The sequence below is a fragment of the Burkholderia sp. GW821-FHT14F03 genome, from assembly GCF_058803765.1.
Genome location: NZ_JBXAPG010000002.1, coordinates 158,374 through 182,174 on the forward strand (window position 1 = coordinate 158,374; position 23,801 = coordinate 182,174).

Here is a 23,801-nt window from a genome sequence, read left to right on the forward strand (position 1 = left end):
CGCGGCCGGCGGGCGTTACAGCCCCATGCACAGGTACTTGATCACCACGTAGTCGTCGATGCCGTAATGCGAGCCTTCGCGGCCCAGGCCCGACTGCTTGACGCCGCCGAACGGCGCGACCTCGTTCGAGATCAGGCCGGTGTTGATGCCGACCATGCCGTATTCGAGCGCCTCCGCGACGCGCCATACGCGGCCGATGTCGCGGCTGTAGAAGTACGCGGCGAGCCCGAACTCGGTGTCGTTCGCGTAGCTGATCACTTCGTCGTCCGACGCGAAGCGGAACAGCGGCGCGAGCGGGCCGAAGGTCTCGTCCTTCGCGACCTTCATCGCGGGCGTGACGCCGGCGAGCACGGTCGGCTCGAAGAAGCCGTGGCCGAGCGCGTGACGCTTGCCGCCCGTCAGCACGCGCGCGCCTTTCGCGAGCGCATCCTCGATGTGCGACTCCACCTTCAGCACGGCCGCCTCGTTGATCAGCGGCCCCTGCGTGACGCCGGCCTCGGTGCCGCGCCCGACCTTGAGCTTCTCGACCGCCGCGCGCAGCTTGTCCGCGAACGCGTCGTACACCTTGTCGTGCACGTAAAAACGGTTCGTGCACACGCAGGTCTGCCCGCTGTTGCGGTACTTCGACGCGATCGCGCCCTCGACCGCCGCATCGAGATCCGCGTCGTCGAACACGATGAACGGCGCATTGCCGCCGAGTTCCAGCGAGACCTTCTTCACGGTCGGCGCGCATTGCGCCATCAGCAGGCGGCCGATCGGCGTCGAGCCGGTGAACGACAGCTTGCGCACGATCGGATTGGCGGTCAGCTCGCCGCCGATCGCCTTCGGATCGCCGGTGATCACGCTGAACACGCCGGCGGGCACGCCCGCGCGCTCCGCGAGCACCGCGAGCGCGAGCGCCGAGAACGGTGTGGCTTCCGCCGGCTTGACGACGATCGGACAGCCGGCCGCGAGCGCCGGGCCGACCTTGCGCGTGATCATCGCGGCGGGGAAGTTCCACGGCGTGATCGCGGCGCACACCCCGACCGGCTCCTTGGTCACGACGATCCGCTTGTCGCCCGCGGGCGTCGGGATCGTGTCGCCGTACACGCGCTTGCCTTCCTCGGCGAACCATTCGAGGAACGACGCCGCGTACAGGATCTCGCCCTTCGCTTCGGCGAGCGGCTTGCCCTGCTCGGTGGTCAGCAGCAGCGCGAGGTCGTCGGCATGCGCGAGCATCAGGTCATGCCACTTGCGCAGCACGGCCGCGCGCTCCTTCGCGGTGCGCTTGCGCCACGCGGGCCAGGCGGCGTTCGCGGCGTCGATCGCGCGCCGCGTGTCGGCCGCGCCCAGCGCGGGCACGGCGCCGATGCGCTCGCCCGTCGCCGGATTGCGCACGTCGAACGTCTCGCCGCTCGCGGCGGACTGCCATTCGCCCGCGATGTACGCCTGCTGGCGGAACAGCGCGGGATCCTTCAGTGCAACGTCGATGCTCATGATGTAGGTTCCGATAGACAGAAACGACGATCGCCGCCGTCCGGGCGGAGGCGGCGATCCGGGATGCGACGCGTTCGGCGCTCAGGCAGGCACGCCGACCGCTTCCTTCAAGACCTCGGCGAGGATGCCGAGCGCTTCGTCGAACACCGCGTCCGGCACCGTGAGCGGGTACAGGAAGCGGATCACGTTCGCATGCACGCCGCACACGAGCAGCAGCAGGCCGCGTTCGAGCGCGCGCGCCTGCACGCGCTTGGTGAACTCGGCGTCCGGCGTCTGCGTGCCGGCCTTGAAGAACTCGACGGCGACCATCGAGCCCGGGCCGCGCACGTCGGCGATCTGCGGCACCTCGGCCTGCAGCGCGACGAGGCGCGCCTTGAGGGTGTCGCCGAGCGCGACCGCGCGCTCGATCAGCCGCTCCTCGTCGATGATGTCGAGCACCGCATGCGCGGCGGCGACCGCGAGCGGGTTGCCCGCGTAGGTGCCGCCGAGGCCGCCCGGCGCGGCGGCGTCCATCACGTCCGCGCGGCCGACCACGCCCGACAGCGGCATGCCGCCCGCGAGGCTCTTGGCCATCGTCATCAGGTCCGGCGCGACGTCGTAGTGCTGCATCGCGAACAGCTTGCCGGTGCGCGCGAAGCCCGTCTGCACTTCGTCGGCGATCAGCAGGATGCCGTGCTCGTCGCACAGCTTGCGCAGCGCGCGCACGAAATCGGCCGGCGCCGCGTAGAAGCCGCCTTCGCCCTGCACCGGTTCGAAGATGATCGCGGCGACCCGCTTCGGATCGATGTCGGCCTTGAACAGCATGTCGATCGCGCGCAGCGCGTCGGCGGTCGTCACGCCGTGCAGCGGATTCGGGAACGGTGTGTGGAACACCTCGCCCGGGAACGGGCCGAAGCCGAGCTTGTACGGCGCGACCTTGCCCGTCAGCGCCATGCCCATCATCGTGCGGCCGTGGAAGCCGCCCGAGAAGGCGATCACGCCGGGACGGCCGGTGGCGGCGCGGGCGATCTTCACCGCGTTTTCCACGGCTTCCGCGCCGGTCGTGAAGAACGCGGTCTTTTTCGCGAAGCTGCCCGGCGCGCGCGCGTTGATCTTCTCGGCCAGCTCGACGTACGACGCGTAGGGCACGATCTGGTACGCGGTGTGCGTGAAGTGTTCGAGCTGGGCCGCGATCGCCTTCACGATCTTCGGGTGGCGGTGGCCGGTGTTCATCACCGCGATGCCGGCCGCGAAGTCGATGACGCGACGCCCCTCGACGTCCCACAGTTCGGCGTTCTCGGCACGCGCCGCGTAGAAATCGCACATCACGCCGACCCCGCGCGGGGTGGCGGCGTTCTTGCGGGCGTGCAGATCGGCATTGTTCACGGTCATCTCCTTCCAGTCGGATTCGTGTCGGTATTCAAGGACGGCGGACGCGTCGACGCGTCCATGAGGTGACTATAATCAGATTTGGCTCCGAAAATCAGAGCCATTTCGCAAAATATCTAGGAGCCAATTCGATGCGGTCGAGCGTGTTGTCCGACTGGCTGGCGCAGCGCCTCGTGCGCGGCGGCGGCGCGCAGCCGATCTACCGGCAGCTGCACCGGCTGTTGCAGCAGGCGATCCTGAGCCGCGAGCTGCCGGCCGGGGCGCGCTTTCCGTCGTCGCGGCTGCTGGCCGCGGAGCTGGGCATCGCGCGCAACACGGTCACGCAGGTCTATGAACAGCTCGCGCTCGAAGGCTATGTGACCTCGGCCACCGGGCGCGGCACCTTCGTCGCGGACAGCGCGCCGGACGAGATCGTCGGCGCGGGCGAGGCGGCCGCCGCGCGCGCGCCGGACGCGTCGCGCGCGGCGGCGGCGCGGCCGTTGTCGGCGCGCGGCGCGCACCTGCTGGAGGCGGCGGGGGTGTCGAAGCGGCAGGGCGGCGCGTTCATGCCGGGCGTGCCGGACGTGTCGCGCTTTCCGGCGCGGGTCTGGACCCGCCTGCACAACAAGTATTGGCGGCGGCTGCGCCCGGACCTGCTGACCTACGCGCCGGGCGGCGGCCTCGCGCTGCTGCGCGAGACGCTGGCCGACTACCTGCGGACCGCGCGCTCGGTGCGCTGCACGCCCGAGCAGATCGTCATCACGACCGGCATCCATCAGTCGGTGGACCTGGCGGTCCGGCTCCTGACCGACCCGGGCGACGTGATCTGGACCGAGGATCCGTGCTACTGGGGCGTGCGCAGCGTGCTGAACGTGTCGGGGCTGACCACGCGGCCGATTCCGGTCGACGACGAGGGCATCGCGCCGTCGGCCGCCGATCTCGCCGAACCGCCGAAGCTGATGCTCGTCACGCCGTCGCACCAGTATCCGCTCGGCATGGTGATGAGCCTCGCGCGGCGGCGCATGCTGCTCGAATACGCGCGCCAGCACGGCTGCTGGATCATCGAGGACGACTACGACAGCGAATTCCGCTACGGCAGCCGGCCGCTCGCGTCGCTGCAGGGTCTCGATACGGCCGGGCAGGTGATCTACGTCGGCAGCTTCGGCAAGACCCTGTTCCCGGGGCTGCGGGTCGGCTACCTGGTCGCGCCGGAACCGCTCGCGGAAAGCTTCGCGACCGCGAGCGCCGAGCTGTATCGCGAAGGACAGCTGCTGCAGCAGGCCGTGCTCGCCGAATTCATCGCGGAAGGGCACTTCGTGTCGCATATCCGCAAGATGCGCACGCTGTACGGGCAACGCCGCGAGGTGCTGCTCGACGCGGTCGCGCGCCGCTACGGCGATACGCTGCATGCGCTCGGCAGCGACGCGGGGTTGCATCTCGTCACGCAATTGCCGGGCGGCGTCGACGATCGCGCGGTCGCGCGGGCCGCGCTCGAACGCAATATCGTCGCGCGCCCCTTGTCCGGCTATTACGCGGACCGCGCCCGCGCGTCGTCGGGGCTGTTGCTCGGCTATGCGTGCGTGCCGGAGAACGAGATCGAGACGGCGTTCGCGACGCTGGCCGAGGCGATCGACGAACAGGCGTTCGGTGTCGCGAGCGCGGCGGGATGAGCGGCGCATCGACTTCGCGCGGCGCGTTGCGCGGCAAGCCGCCCGCGGCGAAGGCGGCGCCGCGCTTCGCCGCGCGGCGCGCCTGCGCGTTCGACCGCGCCTGCGGACCTCAATACCCGATCCACACCGCGAACGTCAGCACGACGCACGACAGCGCGAGCAGGATCGTGAACAGCGGCAGCACGAAACGGAGCCACGCGCCGAAGTCGACGCGCGCGGTCGCGAGATAGGCGAGCAGCATGCCGGACGTCGGCGTGACGAGGTTCGTCAGCCCGCCGCCGAGCACGAAGGCGAGCACCGAGGTCTGGCCGCTCACGCCGGAGAGCTGGGCGATCGGCCCGATGATCGGCATGCTGACCGCGGCCTTGCCCGACACCGACGGAATGAACACGTCGAGCATCATCTGCACGGCCATCAATCCGTTCGCGACCCATACCGGCGACTGGCCGTCCGCGAGCCGCGTGAAGAAGTGGATCAGCGTGTCGAGCACGAGGCTGTTCTGCAGCAGCAGCTCGACCGATGCGGCGAGGCCCATCAGCAGCGCGGCGAGCATCATGTTCTTCATCCCGTCGACGAACGCGTCGGCCGCGCTGCGCGAATCGAGCCGGCCGATGACGGCCGTCGCGATGCTGACCGCCGCATAGAACGCCGCGAGTTCGACGTTGCCCCACCTCAGTTCGCGCGTCCCGAAGATCAGCATCGCGACCGCCGCGGCGAACACGAGCAGCGTCGCCTTGTGACGCAGCGACAGCTTCGCGGCCGCGTGCACGGCGGCGCCCGGCGCTATTTGCCCGACCTGGTAGCCGGTGCGGCGCACGTGGCGCAGCAGGTACAGGATGCCGATCGTCAGGAATACGACGAAGACGACCGCGCGCAGCGCGACGCCGCTGAACAGCGGCACGCCGACGAGCGGCTGCGCGACGGCGAGCGCGAGCGGATTCGTGACCGAGGCGATGTAGCCGATCTTCGCGGCGAGCGCGACGAGCGCGACCGCGAACAGGTCGGACAGCCCGAGCCGCCGCGCGATCACGACGACCATCGGAATGATCACGAGGTATTCGGAGATGAAGCCGAGCAGCGTGCTGCCGAGCCCGATCAGGATCATCAGCAGCGGCGTCAGCAGGTACGCGTTGTTGCCGGTGAGCTGCAGCAGCCGGTCGATGCCCGCGTCGACGACGCCCGTGCGGCGCATCACGCCGAACATCCCGCCGACGAACATCACCATCACGATCAGCGGCGCGTTCTTCAGCAGCCCTTCCGGCACCGCGACGAACGCCGAGACGAGGCTCGCCGGCAGTGCGTGCGCGGGCGTGCTGTGGCTGACGGCCGGCGCGACGAGCGTCGCGAGCGCGGTCGTCTTCGGCACCACGTGATAGGTGCCCGGCACGACGAGCCGGCCGTTGCGCTCGAAGTGGCCGGCGTCGACGATCCACGTGAGCGCGATCGCGGCGGCCAGCACCCACAGCATCATCACGACCGGGTGCAGCATCTTGCCGTGCGGATGCGGCGCGCGGCCGGCGCTCGCCGCCGGGTCGCCGGCCGCCGGGTCGCCGGCCGCCGGATCGCCGGCCGTGCGTGCGGTGGTGTCGATGTGGCGTGCGTCGGCCGGATTCGGGGAAGAGGCGGGCATCGGATCCTCGTCGATGAAGTAGCGGGCCGTCAGGCCGGTTGCAGCGCGGCGCGCGCCGGGACGTAGCCGAGTTCGGCGGAAATGGCGAGGCTGCACGCCTGCAGGCGTTCGAGATAGTCGGGAATGTCGGCGTGGCTCACGCGCACCTCGGGGCCCGTCACGCTGACCGAGGCGACCGCTCCGCCCGTCAGGTCGCGCACCGGCACCGCGATCCCGACCGCGCCGGGCGTCACCTCGCCGCTGCTCACCGCGTAGCCCTTGCGCGCGACCACGTCGAGTTCGCCGGCGAACGTCGGCAGGTCGTCGGCCCGCCCGTTCCTGCGCAGCTGCGCGAGATATTCGTCGCGCACCGCGTCGGGCGCGAACGCGAGCAGCACCTTGCCCGATGCGCCGAAACTGATCGGGCGGCGGTTGCCGACCGCGCCGACGGTGCGCACCGCGTGCGTCGTTTCGCAACGCGCGACGCACACCGATTCGAGCCCTTCGCGCACGCGCAGCACGATGGTCTCGTTGATCGCCTGGTTGAGGGCAAGCATGTGCCGGTGCGCGGCGCGCACGAGCGCGTTCTGCTGCGACGCGGCCACGCCGATCACGAATGCCTGCGGGCCGAGCGCGTAGGTGGACGTGTGCGCGTCCTGCACGACGAAGCGATGCAGTTCGAGCGTGCACAGCATCCGGTAGGTGCGCGACTTGTTGATGCCGAGCTGCGACGCCAGCTCGGTCACGCCGAGGTTCGGGTGCTCGGCGACGTAGCTCAGCAGCTTCAACGCGCTGTCGACGGCGTCGACGATGTAGGTTGTCATGGGGTGTCTCCCGGCGAGGCGAGGCGTGCGCGCACGTAATCGGCGAGCGCATCGAGGTAGGCGTCGACCGAGCGCTTCAGCGCGTCGAAGCCCGCGTGCTTCGCGAACGCGGCCTCGTCCATGTACAGCGCGCGGTTGAATTCGATCTGGATGCTGTGGCGCTGCCGCGCCGGATCGGCGAGCGCGGTCAGCAGGTCGCCGCCCTGGTACGGGTCGTTGATCTGCACGCGGTAGCCGGCGTCGGCGAACCACTGCGCGGTCCAGGCGGTGAAGGCCGGGTCGGCGGTCGCGCCGCGCCGGTCGCTGACGACGACATCCGGCCGCAGCGCGCCCGCGTCGACGTTCATCGCGTTGCCGCGCGATTTCATCGAGTGGCAATCGATGTGCCACAGCGCGCGATGCGCGGCATGCAGCGGCTCGGCGATGCCGGCGAGCGCCCGGCGGTACGGCCGGTAGTACGCGTCGATCCGGCGGCGCACGTCGGCGAGCGACAGCTTGCGGTCGTACAGCGGCACGCCGGGCAGCGCGTCGCGCCGGATCAGCCCCATGCCGCGCTGCGTGTACGGCTGCGGGGAAAGCGGCTCGGGCCACGGCTCGGCGAGCAGCGTGGCGTCGATGTCGGTTTCCGCGCGGTTCGGATCGATGTAGGCGCGCGGGAACGTCGCGCCGAGCAGCGTGCCGCCGCGCGCGGCGGCGCCGCTCCACAGTTCGTCGACGTACGCATCCCACGTCGTGCGGATCGCATCGTCCGGCGCGACGGGGCGGAAGTCGGGCGGATACGCGATGCCGCTGTGCGGCGAATCGACGACGATCGGCAGGGCGGGCGCGGTCGGCTGCGCGACGAAATACGCGGGCGATTCGCCGGCGTGCGTGTTGTTGCAATTAAACGTCAGCATGGAGATCAGGTTCTTTACCTAGTTTCTTGGAGCGTCTCGTCCGTTTGTTTTAATGAATAAAACAGCGTATCAATATTTCACAACGGCAGAAAATCGCGGTCAAGGGCTTTTTACGGCGGCGCGGCGATGCGTGATGATCGGGCTGTAATGGCTGTCGTTATTGGACTTGTTTCATTCTTCGAAACGCTTTCAGAACCAGATCGGTGCGACTCCCGTAGGCGATTTTTGGCATGGCTTGACGCATCAAATCGCCAGATTGAACAATAAATAAGACGATGTTTTATTAAATAAAACACGTTGTGAGCGAAATAAATCGCTCCCCATATTCAATCTAATAAGGGGTCGGAGATGAAACGGAAAGGCATGGCGATCGTGTTGGCCGGTATGGCGGGCGCGACGGGGGCGACCTGCGCGCAGGCGCAGTCGAGCGTGACGCTGTATGGCGTCGTCGATTCGGGGATCACGTATACGAACAACCAGAACGGGCATGCCGCATGGCAGGCGACGGGCGGCAACGAGCAGGGCACGCGCTGGGGGCTGGTCGGCAAGGAGGATCTCGGCGGCGGAACGCGCGCGGTGTTCCGGCTCGAGAACGGCTTCAACATCGAGACCGGCGCCGCGAGCCAGGGCGGCCGGCTGTTCGGGCGCCGCGCCTACGTGGGGCTGGACAACGACCGCTGGGGCACGCTGACGATGGGCCGCCAGTACAACGCGGCGCAGGAAGTGCTGGAGCCGCTGCAGATCGGCGCGAGCACCGCGCTCACGCAGTACGCGCTGCATCCGTTCGACACCGACGACCTCAACAACACGTTCCGCACCAACAACTCGGTGCAGTACCAGACGCCCACCTGGTACGGCCTGCGCGCGATCGGCCTGTACGGCTTCTCGAACTCGACCGCGTTCGCCCAGAACCGCGTGTGGAGCCTGGGCGCGAGCTACGGGAACGGGCCGCTGCAACTCGGCGCGGCCTACGTGCGCGTCGATCATCCGGCGCTCGACACGACCGGCGCGGTGGCGTCCGACAACTACTACACGTTCATCAAGGGCGTGGCGCGCCAGCAGATCTGGGGCGCGGGCGGCACCTACGCATGGGGGCCCGCGACGTTCGGGCTGCTCTACACGAGTTCGTTGTTCAACCTGCAGACGGGCGGCGCGGTGCGCTTCAACAACTACGAGGGCAGCGTGCGCTATCTGATGACGCCCGCGTTGCAGTTCGCGCTCGGCGAGACCTACACGCAGGTGCTCGCGTCGCAGGGGCCGAAGCCCAGCTCGCACTACCTGCAGACGAGCGTCGGCGCGCAGTACTTCCTGTCGAAGCGCACCGATGTCTACGTGAATGCCTTCTACCAGCGCGCGTCGTCGAACGCGGTGGCCGCGATCGAAGGGATCTCGAACCCGTCGAGCACGCGTACGCAGATCGTCGCGGTGACGGGCATCCGCCACAAGTTCTGACCGGCGGGCCGCGGGCGCGCGTCGGTTCCGTCTAAAGCCGGATCAGCGCCGCGCCCGCCACCACGAGCGCGCACGCGACGAGCCGTCGCGGGGTCGGTCGTTCGCGCAGCGCGGACCAGCCGATCGCGAGCGCGAAGATCGGGCTCGTCTCGCGCAGCGCGGAGACGGTCGCGACCGGCAGGCGCCGGTACGCGAGCGTCACGATCGCATAGGCGCTGAGCGCGAGCGTGCCGGCCAGCATGCCGCGCCCGAGCGCGCCGCGCGCGGCGAGCAGCGTGCGCGGGCCGCGCAGCGCGCAGATCAGCGCGAGCTGCGGCGCGTTCCACAGCAGGTAGACCCAGGCGATGTACGCGAGCGGATCGCCCGCGATCCGTACGCCGATGCCGTCGACGACCGAATAGGCGGCGATGAAGGCGCCCGTCAGCAGCGCGTACGGCACGCTGTCGCCGGCCGGATGGCGGCCGCGCCGGAGCGCGAGCGACATGATGCCGGCCGATACGCAGGCGATGCCCGCGAGCGCGGCGGGCGTCGGCCGTTCGCCGAGCAGCGCGAACGCGAGGCCGGTGACGAGGAGCGGCGACAGCCCGCGCGCGATCGGGTAGATCTCGCTGAACTCGCCGCGCCGGTAGGCGCGCAGCAGCGCGGCGCAATAGCCCAGTTCGAGCAGCGCCGAGGCCGCGACATAAGGCCACGCCGCCGGGGGCGGCAAGGGCAGCAGCAGCGCGCCGGCAAGGCCGGCCGCGAGATAGGGCAGGGACATCGTGCCGAGCTGCACGACGCGGTCCTCGCTGACGTGGAGGAACGCATTCCAGACGGCGTGCAACAACGCGGACAGCAGGACGAGCGCGACGAAACGATGATCCATGAACGGCTGCGGGGGATGGCGGGGCCGGGAATTTTGCGGCGGGCGCCGCGCGCGCTTGCGCGGGATTGCCGATAATAGAGCGTTTATCTCTTTTCCGGAACCTCGCCATGACTGACTCCACCCGCCCCGACGCCGCGCCGCCGCGCCTCACGAGCCTGTCGCATGGCGGCGGCTGCGGCTGCAAGATCGCGCCGGGCGTGCTGTCCGAGTTGCTGAAGCGCAATGCGCCGCCCGCGCTGTTCCCCGACCTGCTGGTCGGCACCGAGACCTCGGACGATGCGGCCGTCTACCGGCTGAACGACGAGCAGGCGATCGTCGCGACCACCGACTTCTTCATGCCGATCGTCGACGATCCGTTCGACTTCGGCCGGATCGCCGCGACCAACGCGCTGTCCGACGTGTACGCGATGGGCGGCAAGCCGATCCTCGCGCTCGCGCTGGTCGGGATGCCGATCAACGTGCTGCCGCACGAGACGATCGCGGCCGTGCTGCGCGGCGGCGAATCGGTGTGCGCGGACGCGGGCATTCCGGTCGCGGGCGGCCATTCGATCGACTCGGTCGAACCGATCTACGGGCTCGCGGCGATCGGCGTCGTGCATCCGTCGCGCGTGAAGCGCAATGCGGCCGCGCGCGCGGGCGACGTGCTCGTGCTCGGCAAGCCGCTCGGCGTCGGCGTGTTGTCGGCGGCGTTGAAGAAGAACCAGCTCGACGCCGCGGGCTACGCGCAGATGGTTGCGACGACCACCAAGCTGAACCGGCCGGGCACGGAGCTTGCCGCCCTGCCGGGCGTGCATGCGCTGACCGACGTCACGGGCTTCGGGCTGCTCGGCCATACGCTTGAACTGGCGCGCGGCGCGCACCTCACCGCGCGCGTGCATTACGCGTCGCTGCCGTGGCTCGCGGGGGTCGAGGCGTTCGTCGCCGACGGCGTGTTCACCGGCGCATCGGGTCGCAACTGGACCTCGTACGGCGCCGAGGTGCGGCTCGCCGACAGCCTGCCGCCCGTCGCGCAGGCGCTGCTCACCGATCCGCAGACGTCCGGCGGCCTGCTCGTCGCGTGCGCGCCGGAAGCGGTCGACGATGTTCTCGCGTGCTTCCGCGCCGACGGCTTCGATCGCGCGGCCGTGATCGGCGAGATGTCGGACGGGCCTGCGCGCGTCGACGTCGCCTGACGTTGCGGGCGAGGCGGCTTTCAGGCGCTGCCGCGCGGAAGTAGGGTGGTGGGGCGCGAGGCTCGCCGGTGCGGCTGGGCGGGGGCGTTCGGTTGCGTGTCTGGCCGACCGCGTCTGGCCGACCGCGTCTAGCCGACCGCGTCCGGCCGACCGCGCTTGGCTGGCGGTGCGGACTGGCGTGTCGAGTACCGGGCTCGGTGATTTCGCGCCCGTCATTGATGGGCGCATTGCATCCCAGGTCGTCCGGCGCGCGCTCCTTCCAATTATCACGGCGGTGCCGTCACAGCCCCTGTATCGACCTCACCGCAACGGCTCCGCCGCAACAGCCCCCCGCAACGGCTCCGCCGCAACAGCCCCCCGCGACGGCCTACCCCCCGCGCCCTGCCGAATCCATCGCGCGCGCCACCGTTCTATACTGCGCGCGGGCCATGACACGCCGTGCCGCACGTCTTCCCCCAGCTTCCAACAACAATCGACAAAGGAACGCCGATGCTGACTCGATCGATTCTGTCCGCCGCAGTCTTCACGCTGGCCGCCTGTTCGGCCGTCTCCGCCTTCGCCCAGGACACCGGCCGCGACGCCGGCGCCGGCGCCGCCGCCGCCGCGCAGGGCCGCCCGGTGAAGGTGATGATCATCACGATGTTCGGCCCCGAAGGGCAGGCCTGGCTCGACAAGCTCGGGCCGTGGAAGACCGTGTCGGTGCCCGGCCTGTCGCCCGACTATCCGGCCGTTCACTGCAACAAGCAGGACGTCTGCGTCGTGACGACCGGCATGGGCTACGCGAACGCGGCGTCGTCGATCATGGCGCTCACGTTCTCGCAGCGTTTCGACCTGCGTCGCACCTATTTCCTGATCTCGGGCATCGCGGGCGTCGATCCGGCGCGCGGCACGCTCGGCTCCGCCGCATGGGCGAAGTATCTGGTCGACTTCGGGATCCAGTGGGAACTCGATGCGCGCGAGATCCCGGCCGGCTGGAGCGGCGGCTATCTCGGCATCAACACGAAGAACCCGACGGAAAAGCCGCCGCTCGACTACCGCAACGAAGTGTTCCAGCTCAACCCGCAGCTCGCGGACGCCGCCTACGCACTGTCGCGCAACGTCACGCTGTCGGACAGCCCGCAGGCGCAGGCGGCGCGCGCGAAGTTCGACTACGCGCCCGCGAACCAGCCGCCGACGGTGATCCAGTGCGACACGTCGTCGGGCAACACGTGGTTCTCGGGCACGCTGCTCGGCGAGCGCGCGCGCGAATGGACCAGGATCCTGACCGACGGCAAGGGCACGTATTGCATGACGGCGCAGGAAGACAACGCGACCTTCGAGGCGCTCAAGCGCGCGGCGAGCGTGAAGCGGGTGGATCTGAATCGCGTGGCGGTGCTGCGCACCGGTTCCGATTTCGATCGGCCGCACGCGGGCCAGACCAGCGCGGACAATCTGCTCAACTATGCGGACCAGGGCGGCTTCCCGCTCGCGACCGCGAACCTGTATCTGGCGGGCAACCCGCTCGTGCAGGACATCGTCACGCACTGGAGCGCCTGGCGCGACGGCGTGCCGCGCCGTTGAGCGCGGCGGCGGCCGTCGTCGCGCTCAGCGGCCGGCCGTCGGGCGGAACGGCGTCCAGACGGGGATCGTGCTGTCCCATTGATCGAGCGGCGAAGGAGACGGTTCGTTCATGGTCGTAACCCTTGAAGGAAAGACGTGACGCGATGAAGTTGCTGTGGAGCGGCGTGGGCCGCGCGTCGGGCGACCCGACGCGCGGCCCACGGCGTTTACCGGCCCGCGCCCGCGAGCTGATTGGCGTCGGGATCGGGACGATAGGCGCGGCGGGCCAACTCGACGCCTTGCGGATACGAGGTGGTCTTGCGCAGCGCATCAAGCGAGCCGTCCTGCTGCGCCTGTTCGAGTTCCGCGCGCACCTCGGCGCGGCTGCGGGTGCTCTTGCCGTGCCACGCGTTGTCGCCATATGCGCCGGTGAGGCCGATGCCGCCTTCCGCGAAGGCCGGTGCGGAAACCGTCAGCGCAAGGGCGACGGCGGCGAAGAGACTGCTGCGTTTCATGATGCAACTCCTGTCGATTCGATGCGCGATGGAGGTTTTCCCGCGCGACAGGGGTAATTTAGGTGCAGGTGCAGCATCGATAAATGGCCGGCGAGCGAATTGAATTGTCGCGAAGTTGGAACAATCGATATCCGCGTCGCGGGTGGGGGCATCGTCGCGCACCCTCGTGAGCGATGCGCCCGGCGTGCGCCGGACGCTGTGCCGATTGCCGCGCGCGGGCCGTGCGAAAAGGGCGCACCGGCGTGTTTGCCGGCCGGTCGAGCGCTTGCGCACGAGGCTTGCGCCAAGCCTTGCGGCAAGGCGCACCATGCTTGCCGGCGCAGCGTCGCGCGTCGCGCCGGCCTGCCGCGAGGCCCCGCGCACTGTGCCGATTTCATCTTCCACGAGCGGGAAAAGTCACAAGCCGCCGCTGCGCCGCGAGCGGATACTTGTCGACAGTCCGGAGCCATTCCGCGCCCCCTACCCATTCGAGGAGACATTGATGAACCATCGCACCGAGTACTGGAGCGGCGTTTTCCCCGCCGTCAGCACCCAATTCAAGGCGGACTTCTCGCTCGATCTCGAAGCGACGCATCGCGTGATGGCCAATCTCGTCAAGGACGGCATGTCGGGCCTCGTGGTCTGCGGCACGGTCGGCGAGAACACCTCGCTGAAGACGGCCGAGAAACTCGCGGTGATCGAGGCCGCGCGCGACGCGGCGGCCGGCCGCGTGCCGGTGATCGCGGGCATCGCGGAATTCACCACGGCCTTCGCGTGCGACACGGTGCGCGAGGCCGCGCGCGCCGGCGTCGACGGCGTGATGGTGATGCCGGCGCTCGTCTATTCCGCGAAGACCCACGAAACGGCCGCGCACTTCCGCGCGGTCGCGACGAGCACCGACCTGCCGGTGATGGTCTACAACAATCCGCCGATCTACAAGAACGACGTGACGCCCGACGTGCTGATCGCGCTGCAGGATTGCGAGAACATCGTCTACTTCAAGGATTCGTCGGGCGACACGCGCCGCTTCATCGATATCCGCAACGCGGTGGGCGATCGCTTCGTGCTGTTCGCGGGGCTCGACGACGTGGTGGTCGAAAGTCTCGCGGTCGGCGCGCAAGGCTGGGTGTCGGGGATGTCGAATGCGTTCCCGAAGGAAGGCGAGACGCTGTTCCGTCTCGCGATGCAGCGGCGCTTCGACGAGGCGCTCGCGCTGTATCGCTGGTTCATGCCGCTGCTGCATCTCGACGCGCGCCCCGATCTCGTTCAGTGCATCAAGCTGTGCGAGGAGCTGGTCGGACGCGGCAGCGCCGTCACGCGCCCGCCGCGCCTCGCGCTGCAGGGCGAGACGCTGGCCGAGGTGAAGGCGATCGTCGCGAAGGCGCTCGCCGAGCGGCCGACCCTGCCCGACGTGGGGCTGTAAGCGCCCCGGCGCGCGGTGTTCCCCCGCCCGCGCGCGTTCGACAGACGCGCCCCGTTCCCGCGGCCGTCCTCCCGTCGCCGCCTCTCCGATGTCGCGAAACCCACGGGCGCTCACGCGCCGCGTGGGCGGGTGCCCGTCTGCCTGTCATCGCGGTTCCGATACAAGGCATCTTCCTCATGGCAACACAAGGCAAATTCCAGAAGCGGCTGTCGCTGACCGATCTCACCTTCATCGGTCTCGGCGCCATCTTCGGATCCGGCTGGTTGTTCGCGGCGAGCCACGTCGCCTCGATCGCCGGGCCCGCCGGCATCTTCTCGTGGATCCTCGGCGGCGTCGCGGTGCTGCTGCTCGGCATCGTCTACTGCGAGCTGGGCGCGGCGCTGCCGCGCGCGGGCGGCGTGGTGCGCTACCCCGTGTATTCGCACGGCCCGCTGCTCGGTTACCTGATGGGCTTCATCACGCTGATCGCGTTTTCGAGCCTGATCGCGATCGAGGTGGTGGCCGCGCGGCAGTACGCGGCCGCCTGGTTCCCCGGCCTCACCGTCGCGGGCGGCAACAACCCGACCGTCGCGGGCTGGCTGCTGCAGTTCGCGCTGCTGGGCGTGTTCTTCCTGCTCAACTATTCGAGCGTCAAGACCTTCGCGACCGCCAACAACCTGATCAGCCTGTTCAAGTTCATCGTGCCGCTGTCGGTGATCGGCGTGCTGTTCATGTTCTTCAAGCCGGCCAACCTGACCGTCGCCGGCTTCGCGCCGTTCGGCCTGTCCGGCGTCGAGATGGCCGTGTCGGCGGGCGGCGTGATCTTCGCGTACCTGGGCCTCACGCCGATCATCTCGGTCGCGAGCGAGGTGCGCGAGCCGCAGCGCACGATCCCGATCGCGCTGATCCTGTCGGTGCTGCTGTCTACGCTGATCTACGTGCTGCTGCAACTCGCGTTCCTCGGCGGCGTGCCGACCGGGATGCTCGCGGGCGGCTGGCAGGGCATCGGCCACGCGTTCTCGCTGCCGTACCGCGACATCGCGCTCGTGCTCGGCGTCGGCTGGCTCGCCTACATGGTGGTGGCCGACGCGATGATCTCGCCGAGCGGCTGCGGCAACATCTACATGAACGCGACGCCGCGCGTGGTCTACGGCTGGGCGAAGAGCGGCACCTTCTTCAAGGTCTTCACGCGCATCGACGCGCGTTCGGGCATTCCGCGCCCGGGCCTGTGGCTGACCTTCGGGCTGTCGGTGTTCTGGACGCTGCCGTTCCCGTCCTGGGAGGTGCTGATCAACGTCGTGTCGGCCGCGCTGGTGCTCAGCTATGCGGTCGCGCCGGTGTCGGTCGCCGCGCTGCGCCGCACCGCCCCCGAGCTGCCCCGGCCGTTTCGCGCCGCCGGCTTCGCGGTGCTCGGCCCGCTGTCGTTCATCGTCGCCGCGCTGATCGTCTACTGGTCTGGCTGGGGCACGGTGTCCTGGCTGCTCGGTCTGCAGATCGCGCTGTTCGTCGTCTATCTCGGCTGCGGCCGCCACGTGCCGACCGGGCAGCTGAGCCTCGCGCGGCAGGTGCGCGCGTCGCTGTGGCTGATCGCGTTCTATGCACTGATCGTCGGCGCGTCTTATCTCGGCAGCTTCGGCGGCATCGGCGTGCTCGCGCATCCTTACGACACGCTCGCGGTCGCGCTGATCGCGATCGTCATCTACTACTGGGGCGCGGCGACCGGCGTGCCGGCCCGGCTTGAACTGGAGGACGACGAATGAATGCGCCGTCCTCCGCCACCACGGCGCGGCCTGGCGGGCCGCGCATCCGACCCGAGGAAGAGAGCATGGTCATTGAAGGCAAGCAACTGATCGGCCGCGCGGCCGCGTTCGGCGCGAACGGCACCTTTCACGCGATCGCGGCCGCCACCGGCGAGGCGCTCGCGCCCGCGTTCGGCGGCGCGACGCCGGCCGATCTCGATACCGCCTGCCGGCTCGCCGACGCGGCGTTCGATGCGTATCGGGAGACGCCGCCCGCGGCGCGCGCGGCGTTTCTCGACGCGATCGGCGCGGAACTCGTCGCGCTCGGCGACGCGCTCGTCGAGCGCTGCTGCGCCGAGACCGGCCTGCCGCGCGCGCGCATCGAGGGCGAGCGCGCGCGCACGGTCGGCCAGCTCGCGATGTTCGCGACGCTCCTGCGCGAAGGCGGCTACCTCGGCGCGCGCATCGACAACGCGGATCCGGGCGGCGCGCCGCTGCGCATGCCGCTGCCTTGCAACGACCTGCGCCTGCGCAACATCGCGCTCGGGCCGGTGGCGGTATTCGGCGCGTCGAATTTCCCGCTCGCGTTCTCGGTGGCGGGCGGCGACACCGCGTCGGCGCTGGCGGCCGGTTGCCCGGTGATCGTGAAGGCGCATCCCGCGCATCCGGGCACCTCTGAACTGGTCGGCCGGGCGATCCAGCGCGCCGCGCGCGCGTGCGGGATGCCGGAAGGCGTGTTCGCGCTGCTGTTCGACGCGGGGCACGCGATCGGCCAGGCGCTGGCCGCCGATCCGCGCATCAAGGCGGTCGGGTTCACCGGCTCGCGCGCGGGCGGCGCGGCGCTGATGCGGATCGCGGCCGCGCGTGCGGAGCCGATTCCGGTCTATGCGGAGATGAGCGCGGTGAACCCCGTGCTGCTGTTGCCGGGCGCGCTCGCCGCGCGGGCGGCGACGATCGCGCAGCAGTTCGTCGCCTCGTTGACGCTGGGCGCCGGGCAGTTCTGCACCAATCCGGGCCTCGTACTGGCGGTCGACGGGCCGGCGTTGCGCGCGTTCGAGCAGGCGGCCGCGGCCGCGCTCGACGCCGCGCCCGCCGCGACGATGCTGACGCCCGCGATCGACGCCGCCTATCGCGCGGCGGTCGAGGCGCGCGCGGCAAGCGCCGGCGTGGTCGCGCTCGCGACCGGCGCGGCGGGCGGCCCGCATACGGCGCGCGCCGCGCTGTTCGCGACCGCGGCCGAGACGTTCATGCGTGACGCCGCGCTGCGCGACGAAGTATTCGGCGCGGCGTCGCTGATCGTGCGCTGTTCCGACGAGGCGGCGCTGCATGCGCTGCTGGCGTCGCTCGAAGGTCAGCTGACGATCGCGGTGCACGCGGACGATTCGGACGCTGCCGCGTTCGGCGCCTTGCTGCCGCTGCTCGAAAGGCGCGCGGGGCGGATTCTCGCGAATGGCTTCGGCACGGGGGTCGCGGTCTGCGATGCGATGGTGCACGGCGGCCCGTTTCCCGCCTCGTCGGATGCGCGCACGACGTCGGTGGGCAGCCGGGCGATCGAGCGCTTCCTGCGGCCCGTGTGCTACCAGGATTTCCCGGCGGACTGCCTGCCGACCGCGCTGCGCGACGGCAATCCGCTCGGCATCGCGCGCCGCGTGAACGGTGTCGATCAAGCTGCGGAGACGCGCGATGCATGACGCCGCGAAACAGGACGAAGTCGTCTTGTCGCTCGACGAAGTCGAGCGGCTGTCATTCGAGGTGCTCACGCACCACGGCATGTCGGACGCGCACGCGCGCGCGATCGCCCGCGTGATCACCCGATGCCAGCGCGACGAGTGTCACTCGCACGGCATCTATCGCCTGCTGGTCTGCGTGCGTTCGCTGCGCGAAGGCCAGGTCGATCCGCGCGCGGAGCCGATCCTGCGCACGCTTGCGGGCGGCGTCGTATCGGTCGACGCGCAGCGCGGCTACTCGCTGCTCGCGTTCGAACTGGGCTTGCCGGCGCTGGTCGAGCGCGCGCGCGCCCAGGGCATCGCGGCGCTGGCGATCAATCGCTGTTTCCATTTTTCGGCGCTGTGGCCGGAGGTGGAGGCGCTCGCCGCGCATGGGCTGGCCGCGCTCGCGATGTGTCCGAGCCATGCGTGGGTCGCGCCGGAAGGCGGCGCGCGGCCGGTGTTCGGCACGAATCCGCTGGCGTTCGCTTGGCCCCGGCCCGGCGGCGAGCCATACGGCGAGCCATTCGTGTTCGATTTCGCGACGAGCGCGATCGCGCGCGGCGACATCGAGCTGCACGCACGCACCGGCCGGCCGATCCCGCCGGAATGGGCGATCGACGCGCACGGCCGGCCGACCACCGATGCGCGCGCGGCGCTCCAGGGCGCGATGCGGACCTTCGGCGGACACAAGGGCTCGGCGCTGGCGGCGATGATCGAGTTGCTCGCGGGTGCGTTGATCGGCGATTTCACGAGCATGGAATCGCTGGCGTTCGACGCAGGCGTCGGCGCGACGCCTTGCCACGGCGAGTTGCTGATCGCGTTCGATCCCGACGTGTTCCTCGGCGCGCGACGCGACGAGGGGCAGGCGCGCGCGGAGCGCTTGCTGGAGGCGATCGCCGGGCAGGGCGCGCGCCTGCCGTCGCAGCGCCGCTTCGCGGCCCGCGCACGCAGTCTCGCGCAGGGTGTGCGGGTGCCGGGTCCGCTCTATCGCGACATCCAGGCACTGCTGGGTTGAGTACGAGCGCGCGGGCGCGTCACATGGCTTCGAGCCGGTAGCCGTGCGTGTAGATGGTGCGCAACCGCACGCCGTTGCCCGCGTGGATCGAGAGCTTGGCCCGGATCCGATAGATGTGCGTGTCGAGGCTGCGCGACACGGCGCCCAGGTCGCGCCCCCAGATCGAACGGATCAGGGCGTCGCGTGGCATGACCCGGTCGACGTTGCGAAACAGCAGCGCGACGATCTCGAACTCGCGCGGCGTCAGCTTGACCGGCTCGCCATGCAGCTGGGCAGTGCGGTATTTCGTGTCGATCCGGTAGCCGCCGATCTCGATCGTGTTGCTTTGCTCGCCGAGCTTCGGATACGCACGGCGCGCCAGCGCGTTGATGCGCGCGATCAGTTCGCACCGGTTGACCGGTTTCACGAGGTAGTCGTCCGCGCCCGTATTGATGGCCTCGAGAATCTCGTCGTCGCGCGCCCGGCTGCTCAGGAACAGGATCGGCAGATGCGGGCCGATGCGCTCGCGCACCCAGGCCAGCACTTCGAGCCCGGACAGGCCCGGCACCTGCCAGTCGAGGATCAGCAGGTCCGCAACCTCGCTTTCCAGATGGCGAATGGCCTCGCACCCGTCGCGCACCGCGTGCACGTGATGGCCCAGTTCCACCAAGATCGATCTGACCAGAGCGATATAAGCGATATCGTCCTCGAGATATAAGATTTTCATAATATTTCGTAATCCTGTCTTAAATTCTCGATCGGCATGGGCAGACTTTTCGTGGGATGATTCGGTTGGAGAACTGGGCCGGGGCTTGACATTTTCCTCGCCGAAATGGTCGCATTGAAGGCTAGGCGAAATTGTCAACGTTTATGAACATTGAATCTTCCGAAACAAATTGTTTCGATGAGTAAAACTGCTGGTCGTGTAAGCACTGTTGACAAAAGTTGTCAATAGCCGAAAGTGCCGCTGCTACGCTTTCCTCAACAGCTCCCGTCCTCCAGGCGCTGCCCGCGATGGGATGCGTGGCTGGGTCGAGGCGAGCCATGATGGTCTACGAGTCATATATGGAGAAGAAGGCGCTGCTCGAGGATCAACTGAGCCGGGAGCGCGTCATCATTGCCACCGCGGTGCTCGCGGAAATCCGACAATGCATCCAGGAGTTCGGATTTACGCAAAGCGATCTGTTCCCGGATGAGTCGAATGGCGCGACGCGAAAGCGTCGCGCCAAGTATTTCAATCCGGAAACGGGCGAAACCTGGTCCGGCGTCGGCAAGGAGCCGCGCTGGCTGCGCGGCAAGGATCGGGACCAATTCGCGCTCGATGCGGCGCCTGAAGAGGATCGCCGTGAACCTGCCGGCGTCCAATCCGCGCACGAGGCTCCCTGATTTTTTGTCGCGCGACCGACACGCGACTTCATCCGCCGCCGGGTCCGGGAAACGCCATGCGGCAGGGCGGGAGCGCCGTGGCCCGTCTTTCAATCATGACCGTGCATCGTGCGGACGCAATTGGTTTCGTATGACTCATCATTCGGCGTGTGGCAAGGAGAACGGCATGGCTGACGACGTCTTCGTCGGCGTCGACGTGGCGCATGACATGCTGGACATCGTGGTGTCCAGCGCCGGGCTCGTGTGGCGCTATCCGAACGATCCGGCTGGCATCGACCGGCTGGTCGATGCGGTCGCGGCATGGCGGCCGGCGCTCGTGGCCGTGAAGTCGAGCGGCGGGCATGAATTCGACGCGATTTGCGCGTTGCAGGCGGCCGGGCTGGCGGTGCTCGTGATCAGCCCGCATCAGGCCAGGGAGTTCGAGCTTGCGCTCGGCGAGCCGGGCGGCACGGACGTGCTCGATGCGCAGCGGCTCGCGACGCTCGGCGCGACGCTGTATCGGCAGCCCAGCGGCGAACAGTGTGCGAAGCCGATGGGCGACCTGGAACGGATGCGCATGCAGGCGCTGATGCAGCGCCATCGCCAGTTGTTTGCCCTGCTGATGGCGGAATATCAGTTGCTGGCGCAGTCGCACCCGAGCGTGCGCAAGGGCGTCGAACAGACCATCGGGTTCCTGAAAGTGCAGATCGCGGGCGTCGAGCGTTGCTGCGCGACGCATCTGAGATCGCACCGCGCGACGCTGACCGATGCGCTGAGCATCGCGCGCCGCGCCGGACGCGGCCGCCGCGCCGAGGGCGCATACGGCCGGCTGTGGGGCCGGCGGGTCAAGTAGCGCGGCGGGTCGCTGCTACGCGACCCATTCATTGAGCACCGGCGTATCGAGCGCGGGCGCGCGCTCCGCGTCCTCGAAGGTGCGCTTGCTGCAGGTCGCGTCGAGGCTGCCCCGGCCGCTCAGCAGCGGGCAGCGGTCGAACACCTCGGCGATCCAGTCGACGAACACGCGCACCTTCGGCGACAGATGCCGGCTGTGCGGGTAGACGATCGAGATCGGCATCGGCAGCGGCTTGTAGCCCGGCAGCACCTCCTTCAGCGTGCCGGCGCGCAGGTGCGGCAGCACCATGAAGAGCGGCGGCTGGATCAGGCCGAAGCCTTCGATGCCGCAGGTCACGTAGGCGTCCGCGTCGTTGACCGACACGATGCCGTTCACCTTGACCTCGACTTCCTTGCCGTCGATCAGGAAGGTCCAGTCGAAGGTGCGGCCGGTGCGGTGCGAGAAATACATGACCGCCTTGTGTTGATCGAGATCCTCGATCGACTTCGGTTCGCCGTAGCGTTCGAAGTAGGCGGGCGACGCCACCGTCACGCCTTCGAACAGGCCGATCCGGCGCGCGACGAGCGAGGAATCCTGCAGCGCGCCGACCCGGATCACGCAGTCGACGCCTTCCTGCAGCAGGTCGACGGGGCGATCGGTGAGGCCGAGCTGGAGGTCGATGTCCGGATAGCGCTGGTGGAATTCGCACAGCGACGGAATCACGAGCAGGCGGCCGAGCGAGCCGGGCATGTCGACGCGCAGCTTGCCGTGCGGCTTGCGGTTGTTGGTCTGGAAGCTCGCCTCGGTTTCCTCGACGTCCGCGAGGATGCGCACGCAGCGCTCGTAGTACGCGGCGCCGTCCGGCGTCAGCGACAGGCGCCGGGTGGTCCGGTGCATGAGCCGCACGCCGAGGAACGCTTCGAGATTCTGGATGATGGTCGTGACCGACGCGCGCGGCAGGCCGAGCGTTTCGGCCGCCTTGGTGAAGCTGTTCGTATCGACGACGCGCGTAAACACCTGCATGGCCTGAAGCCGGTCCATTACTCCCTCCAGAAAACGAAGCCGGAACAAGGGCAGGCCGCCACGCGACGGGGCGCGGGCGGCATCGATTGTTCAGGGGTGTGGAATTGTGTTGCGGGATTATAGGCATTTATCCGGATTTTTGCCGAAGATGGCAAATCGCGGGCGCGGATGCGCCGTGCCGCGCGCCGCCTGGGCCCGGCCGGGTCTGCAAGACCGGACTGCGAGTAGTGGTTTGGGCCGGCGCGATCGCGGACCGTTACCGCTGACGGGCGGCCGCCTCGGTCCGCGTCGGCGACGCACCCGCCGCGCGCCGCGCGCCGCGCACCCGGACGGGCGCCGCGCCGGTTCCCGCCCAAGGGAACGCCGCCCGGCCGCCCCCCGCGCATCCTTCCTCCCGCCGTCGATTGTTCAGATGCATTGAATTGTGTTGACGGATTGTCGGGATTTATCTCGATGGCGCACGGATCCAGAATGCGATCCATCTTGAAATGAATGCGCGCTGCCGCCTCATCTGCCATGAATGGATCCGACTTACGCTTTCCGCCGACCTCCCCGTGGGGCGGAGAAGCGCGTGCACGCGGGGCGCTCGCGGTCACCGACGTCGAAATCGGCGGCTACGCGAAAGACATCGTATTGCGCCTGTACCGGCGGCCCGACAAGACCGGGCTGCCGATCGTGCTGTATTTCCACGGCGGCGGTTTCGTGCGCGGCTCGCTCGCCGACGCCGATTTCGCCGCGCGCTTCCTGGCCGAGCATCTGCCGGCGCTCGTCGTTTCGGTCGATTATTCGCTCGCGCCGGCTTATCCGTTCCCGGCCGCGCCGGAGGACGCGTTCTGCGCCGCGCGCTGGGTCGAGGCCCGCGCCCGCGCGTTCGGCGGCAATCCGCGCCGGATCGCGGTGGCGGGCCATGACGCGGGCGGTCAACTCGCGAACTGCCTCGCGTTCATCACGCGCGATCGCGGCGAGGTGCCGATCACGGCGCAGGCGCTGTTCGGCCCGATGCTCGATCCGAGCATGACGCGGATCGGCGACGAGCAGCGCCTCGCGTCCGACATCACCGCGCGCGATTGCGCGGCGTGCTATCGCGCCTACCTGCCGCAACCCCTGCAGCGCATGCATCCGTACGCCGCGCCGCTCGAATCGGTGCGGCTTGCCGGGCTGCCGCCGACGCTCGTCGTCACGGCACAGAACGACGTGCTGCACGTCGAGGCCGAGAAGTACGCGGCCTGCCTGATCGACGCGGGCGTGCCGACCCAGGTGATGCGCTTCCCCGACACCACCCACGCGGCCCTCGCGGATCACCCGCCCGCGCTGCTGGAGGCGACGCGCTTCTTCCAGTGCCGCTTCCACGCCCGCTCCTGAATTCCATTCCATTCACGCTACTGGAGATCTT

Annotated in this window: 20 protein-coding genes; 11 read left to right on the top strand and 9 right to left on the bottom strand. The window is 69.2% G+C overall.

The window, feature by feature from the left end:
• Nucleotides 1-15: 15 nt before the first annotated feature.
• Entirely contained in the window at nucleotides 16-1,476 is a 1,461-nt protein-coding gene (gene gabD, locus AC1RQF_RS02250; RefSeq protein ID WP_273997434.1) for an NADP-dependent succinate-semialdehyde dehydrogenase, read from the bottom strand.
• 81 nt (nucleotides 1,477-1,557) lie between these two features.
• Nucleotides 1,558-2,841: a 4-aminobutyrate--2-oxoglutarate transaminase gene (locus AC1RQF_RS02255; protein ID WP_492871213.1), complete on the bottom strand. Its 1,284-nt coding sequence runs from the start codon at nucleotides 2,839-2,841 to the stop codon at nucleotides 1,558-1,560.
• A 134-nt stretch (nucleotides 2,842-2,975) separates the two neighbouring features.
• Here AC1RQF_RS02255 and pdxR point away from each other — a divergent pair, with 134 nt between their 5' ends.
• Nucleotides 2,976-4,493: a MocR-like pyridoxine biosynthesis transcription factor PdxR gene (gene pdxR, locus AC1RQF_RS02260; RefSeq protein WP_273997437.1), complete on the top strand. Its 1,518-nt coding sequence runs from the start codon at nucleotides 2,976-2,978 to the stop codon at nucleotides 4,491-4,493.
• Between the two features lie 109 nt (nucleotides 4,494-4,602).
• Here the strand turns inward: pdxR and AC1RQF_RS02265 are convergent, their stop codons facing one another.
• The 3 genes from AC1RQF_RS02265 to AC1RQF_RS02275 are packed head-to-tail and all read right to left on the bottom strand — an operon-like array spanning nucleotide 4,603 to nucleotide 7,822.
• Complete coding sequence (locus AC1RQF_RS02265) at nucleotides 4,603-6,123, bottom strand: YfcC family protein (RefSeq protein ID WP_492871215.1); 1,521 nt, start codon at nucleotides 6,121-6,123, stop codon at nucleotides 4,603-4,605.
• 29 nt (nucleotides 6,124-6,152) lie between these two features.
• Nucleotides 6,153-6,926 (bottom strand): IclR family transcriptional regulator, encoded by a 774-nt coding sequence (locus AC1RQF_RS02270; protein ID WP_492871217.1) that lies wholly within the window; start codon nucleotides 6,924-6,926, stop codon nucleotides 6,153-6,155.
• Nucleotides 6,923-7,822: an N-formylglutamate amidohydrolase gene (locus AC1RQF_RS02275; protein ID WP_273997440.1), complete on the bottom strand. Its 900-nt coding sequence runs from the start codon at nucleotides 7,820-7,822 to the stop codon at nucleotides 6,923-6,925. The genes AC1RQF_RS02270 and AC1RQF_RS02275 overlap by 4 nt, the downstream gene beginning before the upstream one ends.
• 348 nt (nucleotides 7,823-8,170) lie before the next feature.
• On the opposite strand from AC1RQF_RS02275, the gene AC1RQF_RS02280 reads away from it, so the two are divergent.
• On the top strand, nucleotides 8,171-9,274 hold the full coding sequence (locus tag AC1RQF_RS02280) for a porin (RefSeq protein WP_273997441.1): 1,104 nt from the start codon (nucleotides 8,171-8,173) through the stop codon (nucleotides 9,272-9,274).
• A gap of 31 nt (nucleotides 9,275-9,305) precedes the next feature.
• Here AC1RQF_RS02280 and AC1RQF_RS02285 read toward each other — a convergent pair whose 3' ends face one another.
• Nucleotides 9,306-10,139, bottom strand: a complete 834-nt coding sequence (locus AC1RQF_RS02285; protein ID WP_273997442.1) for a DMT family transporter — start codon at nucleotides 10,137-10,139, stop codon at nucleotides 9,306-9,308.
• A gap of 107 nt (nucleotides 10,140-10,246) precedes the next feature.
• On the opposite strand from AC1RQF_RS02285, the gene selD reads away from it, so the two are divergent.
• Both selD and AC1RQF_RS02295 read left to right on the top strand, forming a co-directional pair.
• Nucleotides 10,247-11,311 carry a selenide, water dikinase SelD gene (gene selD, locus AC1RQF_RS02290; RefSeq protein ID WP_273997443.1) on the top strand — a complete coding sequence of 355 codons (1,065 nt, stop codon included), beginning with the start codon at nucleotides 10,247-10,249 and terminating at the stop codon, nucleotides 11,309-11,311.
• A 489-nt stretch (nucleotides 11,312-11,800) separates the two neighbouring features.
• Nucleotides 11,801-12,871 carry a purine-nucleoside phosphorylase gene (locus AC1RQF_RS02295; protein WP_273997445.1) on the top strand — a complete coding sequence of 357 codons (1,071 nt, stop codon included), beginning with the start codon at nucleotides 11,801-11,803 and terminating at the stop codon, nucleotides 12,869-12,871.
• Between the two features lie 206 nt (nucleotides 12,872-13,077).
• Here the strand turns inward: AC1RQF_RS02295 and AC1RQF_RS02300 are convergent, their stop codons facing one another.
• On the bottom strand, nucleotides 13,078-13,365 hold the full coding sequence (locus AC1RQF_RS02300; RefSeq protein ID WP_492871218.1) for a DUF4148 domain-containing protein: 288 nt from the start codon (nucleotides 13,363-13,365) through the stop codon (nucleotides 13,078-13,080).
• A gap of 481 nt (nucleotides 13,366-13,846) precedes the next feature.
• Here AC1RQF_RS02300 and AC1RQF_RS02305 point away from each other — a divergent pair, with 481 nt between their 5' ends.
• The 4 genes from AC1RQF_RS02305 (at nucleotide 13,847) to AC1RQF_RS02320 (ending at nucleotide 19,209) form a co-directional block, all read left to right on the top strand.
• Nucleotides 13,847-14,767: a dihydrodipicolinate synthase family protein gene (locus AC1RQF_RS02305; protein WP_492871219.1), complete on the top strand. Its 921-nt coding sequence runs from the start codon at nucleotides 13,847-13,849 to the stop codon at nucleotides 14,765-14,767.
• Nucleotides 14,768-14,943: 176 nt separating this feature from the next.
• A complete protein-coding gene (locus AC1RQF_RS02310) occupies nucleotides 14,944-16,506 on the top strand; it encodes an APC family permease (protein ID WP_273997447.1) in 1,563 nt (520 codons plus the stop codon).
• 65 nt (nucleotides 16,507-16,571) lie between these two features.
• On the top strand, nucleotides 16,572-18,176 hold the full coding sequence (locus AC1RQF_RS02315) for an aldehyde dehydrogenase (NADP(+)) (protein ID WP_273997448.1): 1,605 nt from the start codon (nucleotides 16,572-16,574) through the stop codon (nucleotides 18,174-18,176).
• Complete coding sequence (locus AC1RQF_RS02320; RefSeq protein ID WP_273997449.1) at nucleotides 18,169-19,209, top strand: Ldh family oxidoreductase; 1,041 nt, start codon at nucleotides 18,169-18,171, stop codon at nucleotides 19,207-19,209. The genes AC1RQF_RS02315 and AC1RQF_RS02320 overlap by 8 nt, the downstream gene beginning before the upstream one ends.
• Before the next feature lie 19 nt (nucleotides 19,210-19,228).
• Here AC1RQF_RS02320 and AC1RQF_RS02325 read toward each other — a convergent pair whose 3' ends face one another.
• Nucleotides 19,229-19,915 carry a response regulator transcription factor gene (locus AC1RQF_RS02325; protein WP_492871220.1) on the bottom strand — a complete coding sequence of 229 codons (687 nt, stop codon included), beginning with the start codon at nucleotides 19,913-19,915 and terminating at the stop codon, nucleotides 19,229-19,231.
• Between the two features lie 317 nt (nucleotides 19,916-20,232).
• Here AC1RQF_RS02325 and AC1RQF_RS02330 point away from each other — a divergent pair, with 317 nt between their 5' ends.
• Nucleotides 20,233-20,574, top strand: a complete 342-nt coding sequence (locus AC1RQF_RS02330) for an H-NS histone family protein (protein ID WP_492871222.1) — start codon at nucleotides 20,233-20,235, stop codon at nucleotides 20,572-20,574.
• Nucleotides 20,575-20,740: 166 nt separating this feature from the next.
• Nucleotides 20,741-21,406 carry an IS110 family transposase gene (locus AC1RQF_RS02335; RefSeq protein WP_273997451.1) on the top strand — a complete coding sequence of 222 codons (666 nt, stop codon included), beginning with the start codon at nucleotides 20,741-20,743 and terminating at the stop codon, nucleotides 21,404-21,406.
• Between the two features lie 15 nt (nucleotides 21,407-21,421).
• On the opposite strand, the gene ceoR is transcribed toward AC1RQF_RS02335, so the two are convergent.
• The gene (gene ceoR / locus AC1RQF_RS02340; RefSeq protein WP_273997452.1) at nucleotides 21,422-22,426 is read right to left on the bottom strand and encodes a putative multidrug efflux transcriptional regulator CeoR; all 1,005 of its coding nucleotides are present in this window, start codon (nucleotides 22,424-22,426) and stop codon (nucleotides 21,422-21,424) included.
• Nucleotides 22,427-22,924: 498 nt separating this feature from the next.
• Between ceoR and AC1RQF_RS02345 the strand changes: the two genes are divergently transcribed.
• Complete coding sequence (locus tag AC1RQF_RS02345; protein ID WP_252983913.1) at nucleotides 22,925-23,770, top strand: alpha/beta hydrolase; 846 nt, start codon at nucleotides 22,925-22,927, stop codon at nucleotides 23,768-23,770.
• Nucleotides 23,771-23,801 lie beyond the last annotated feature (31 nt).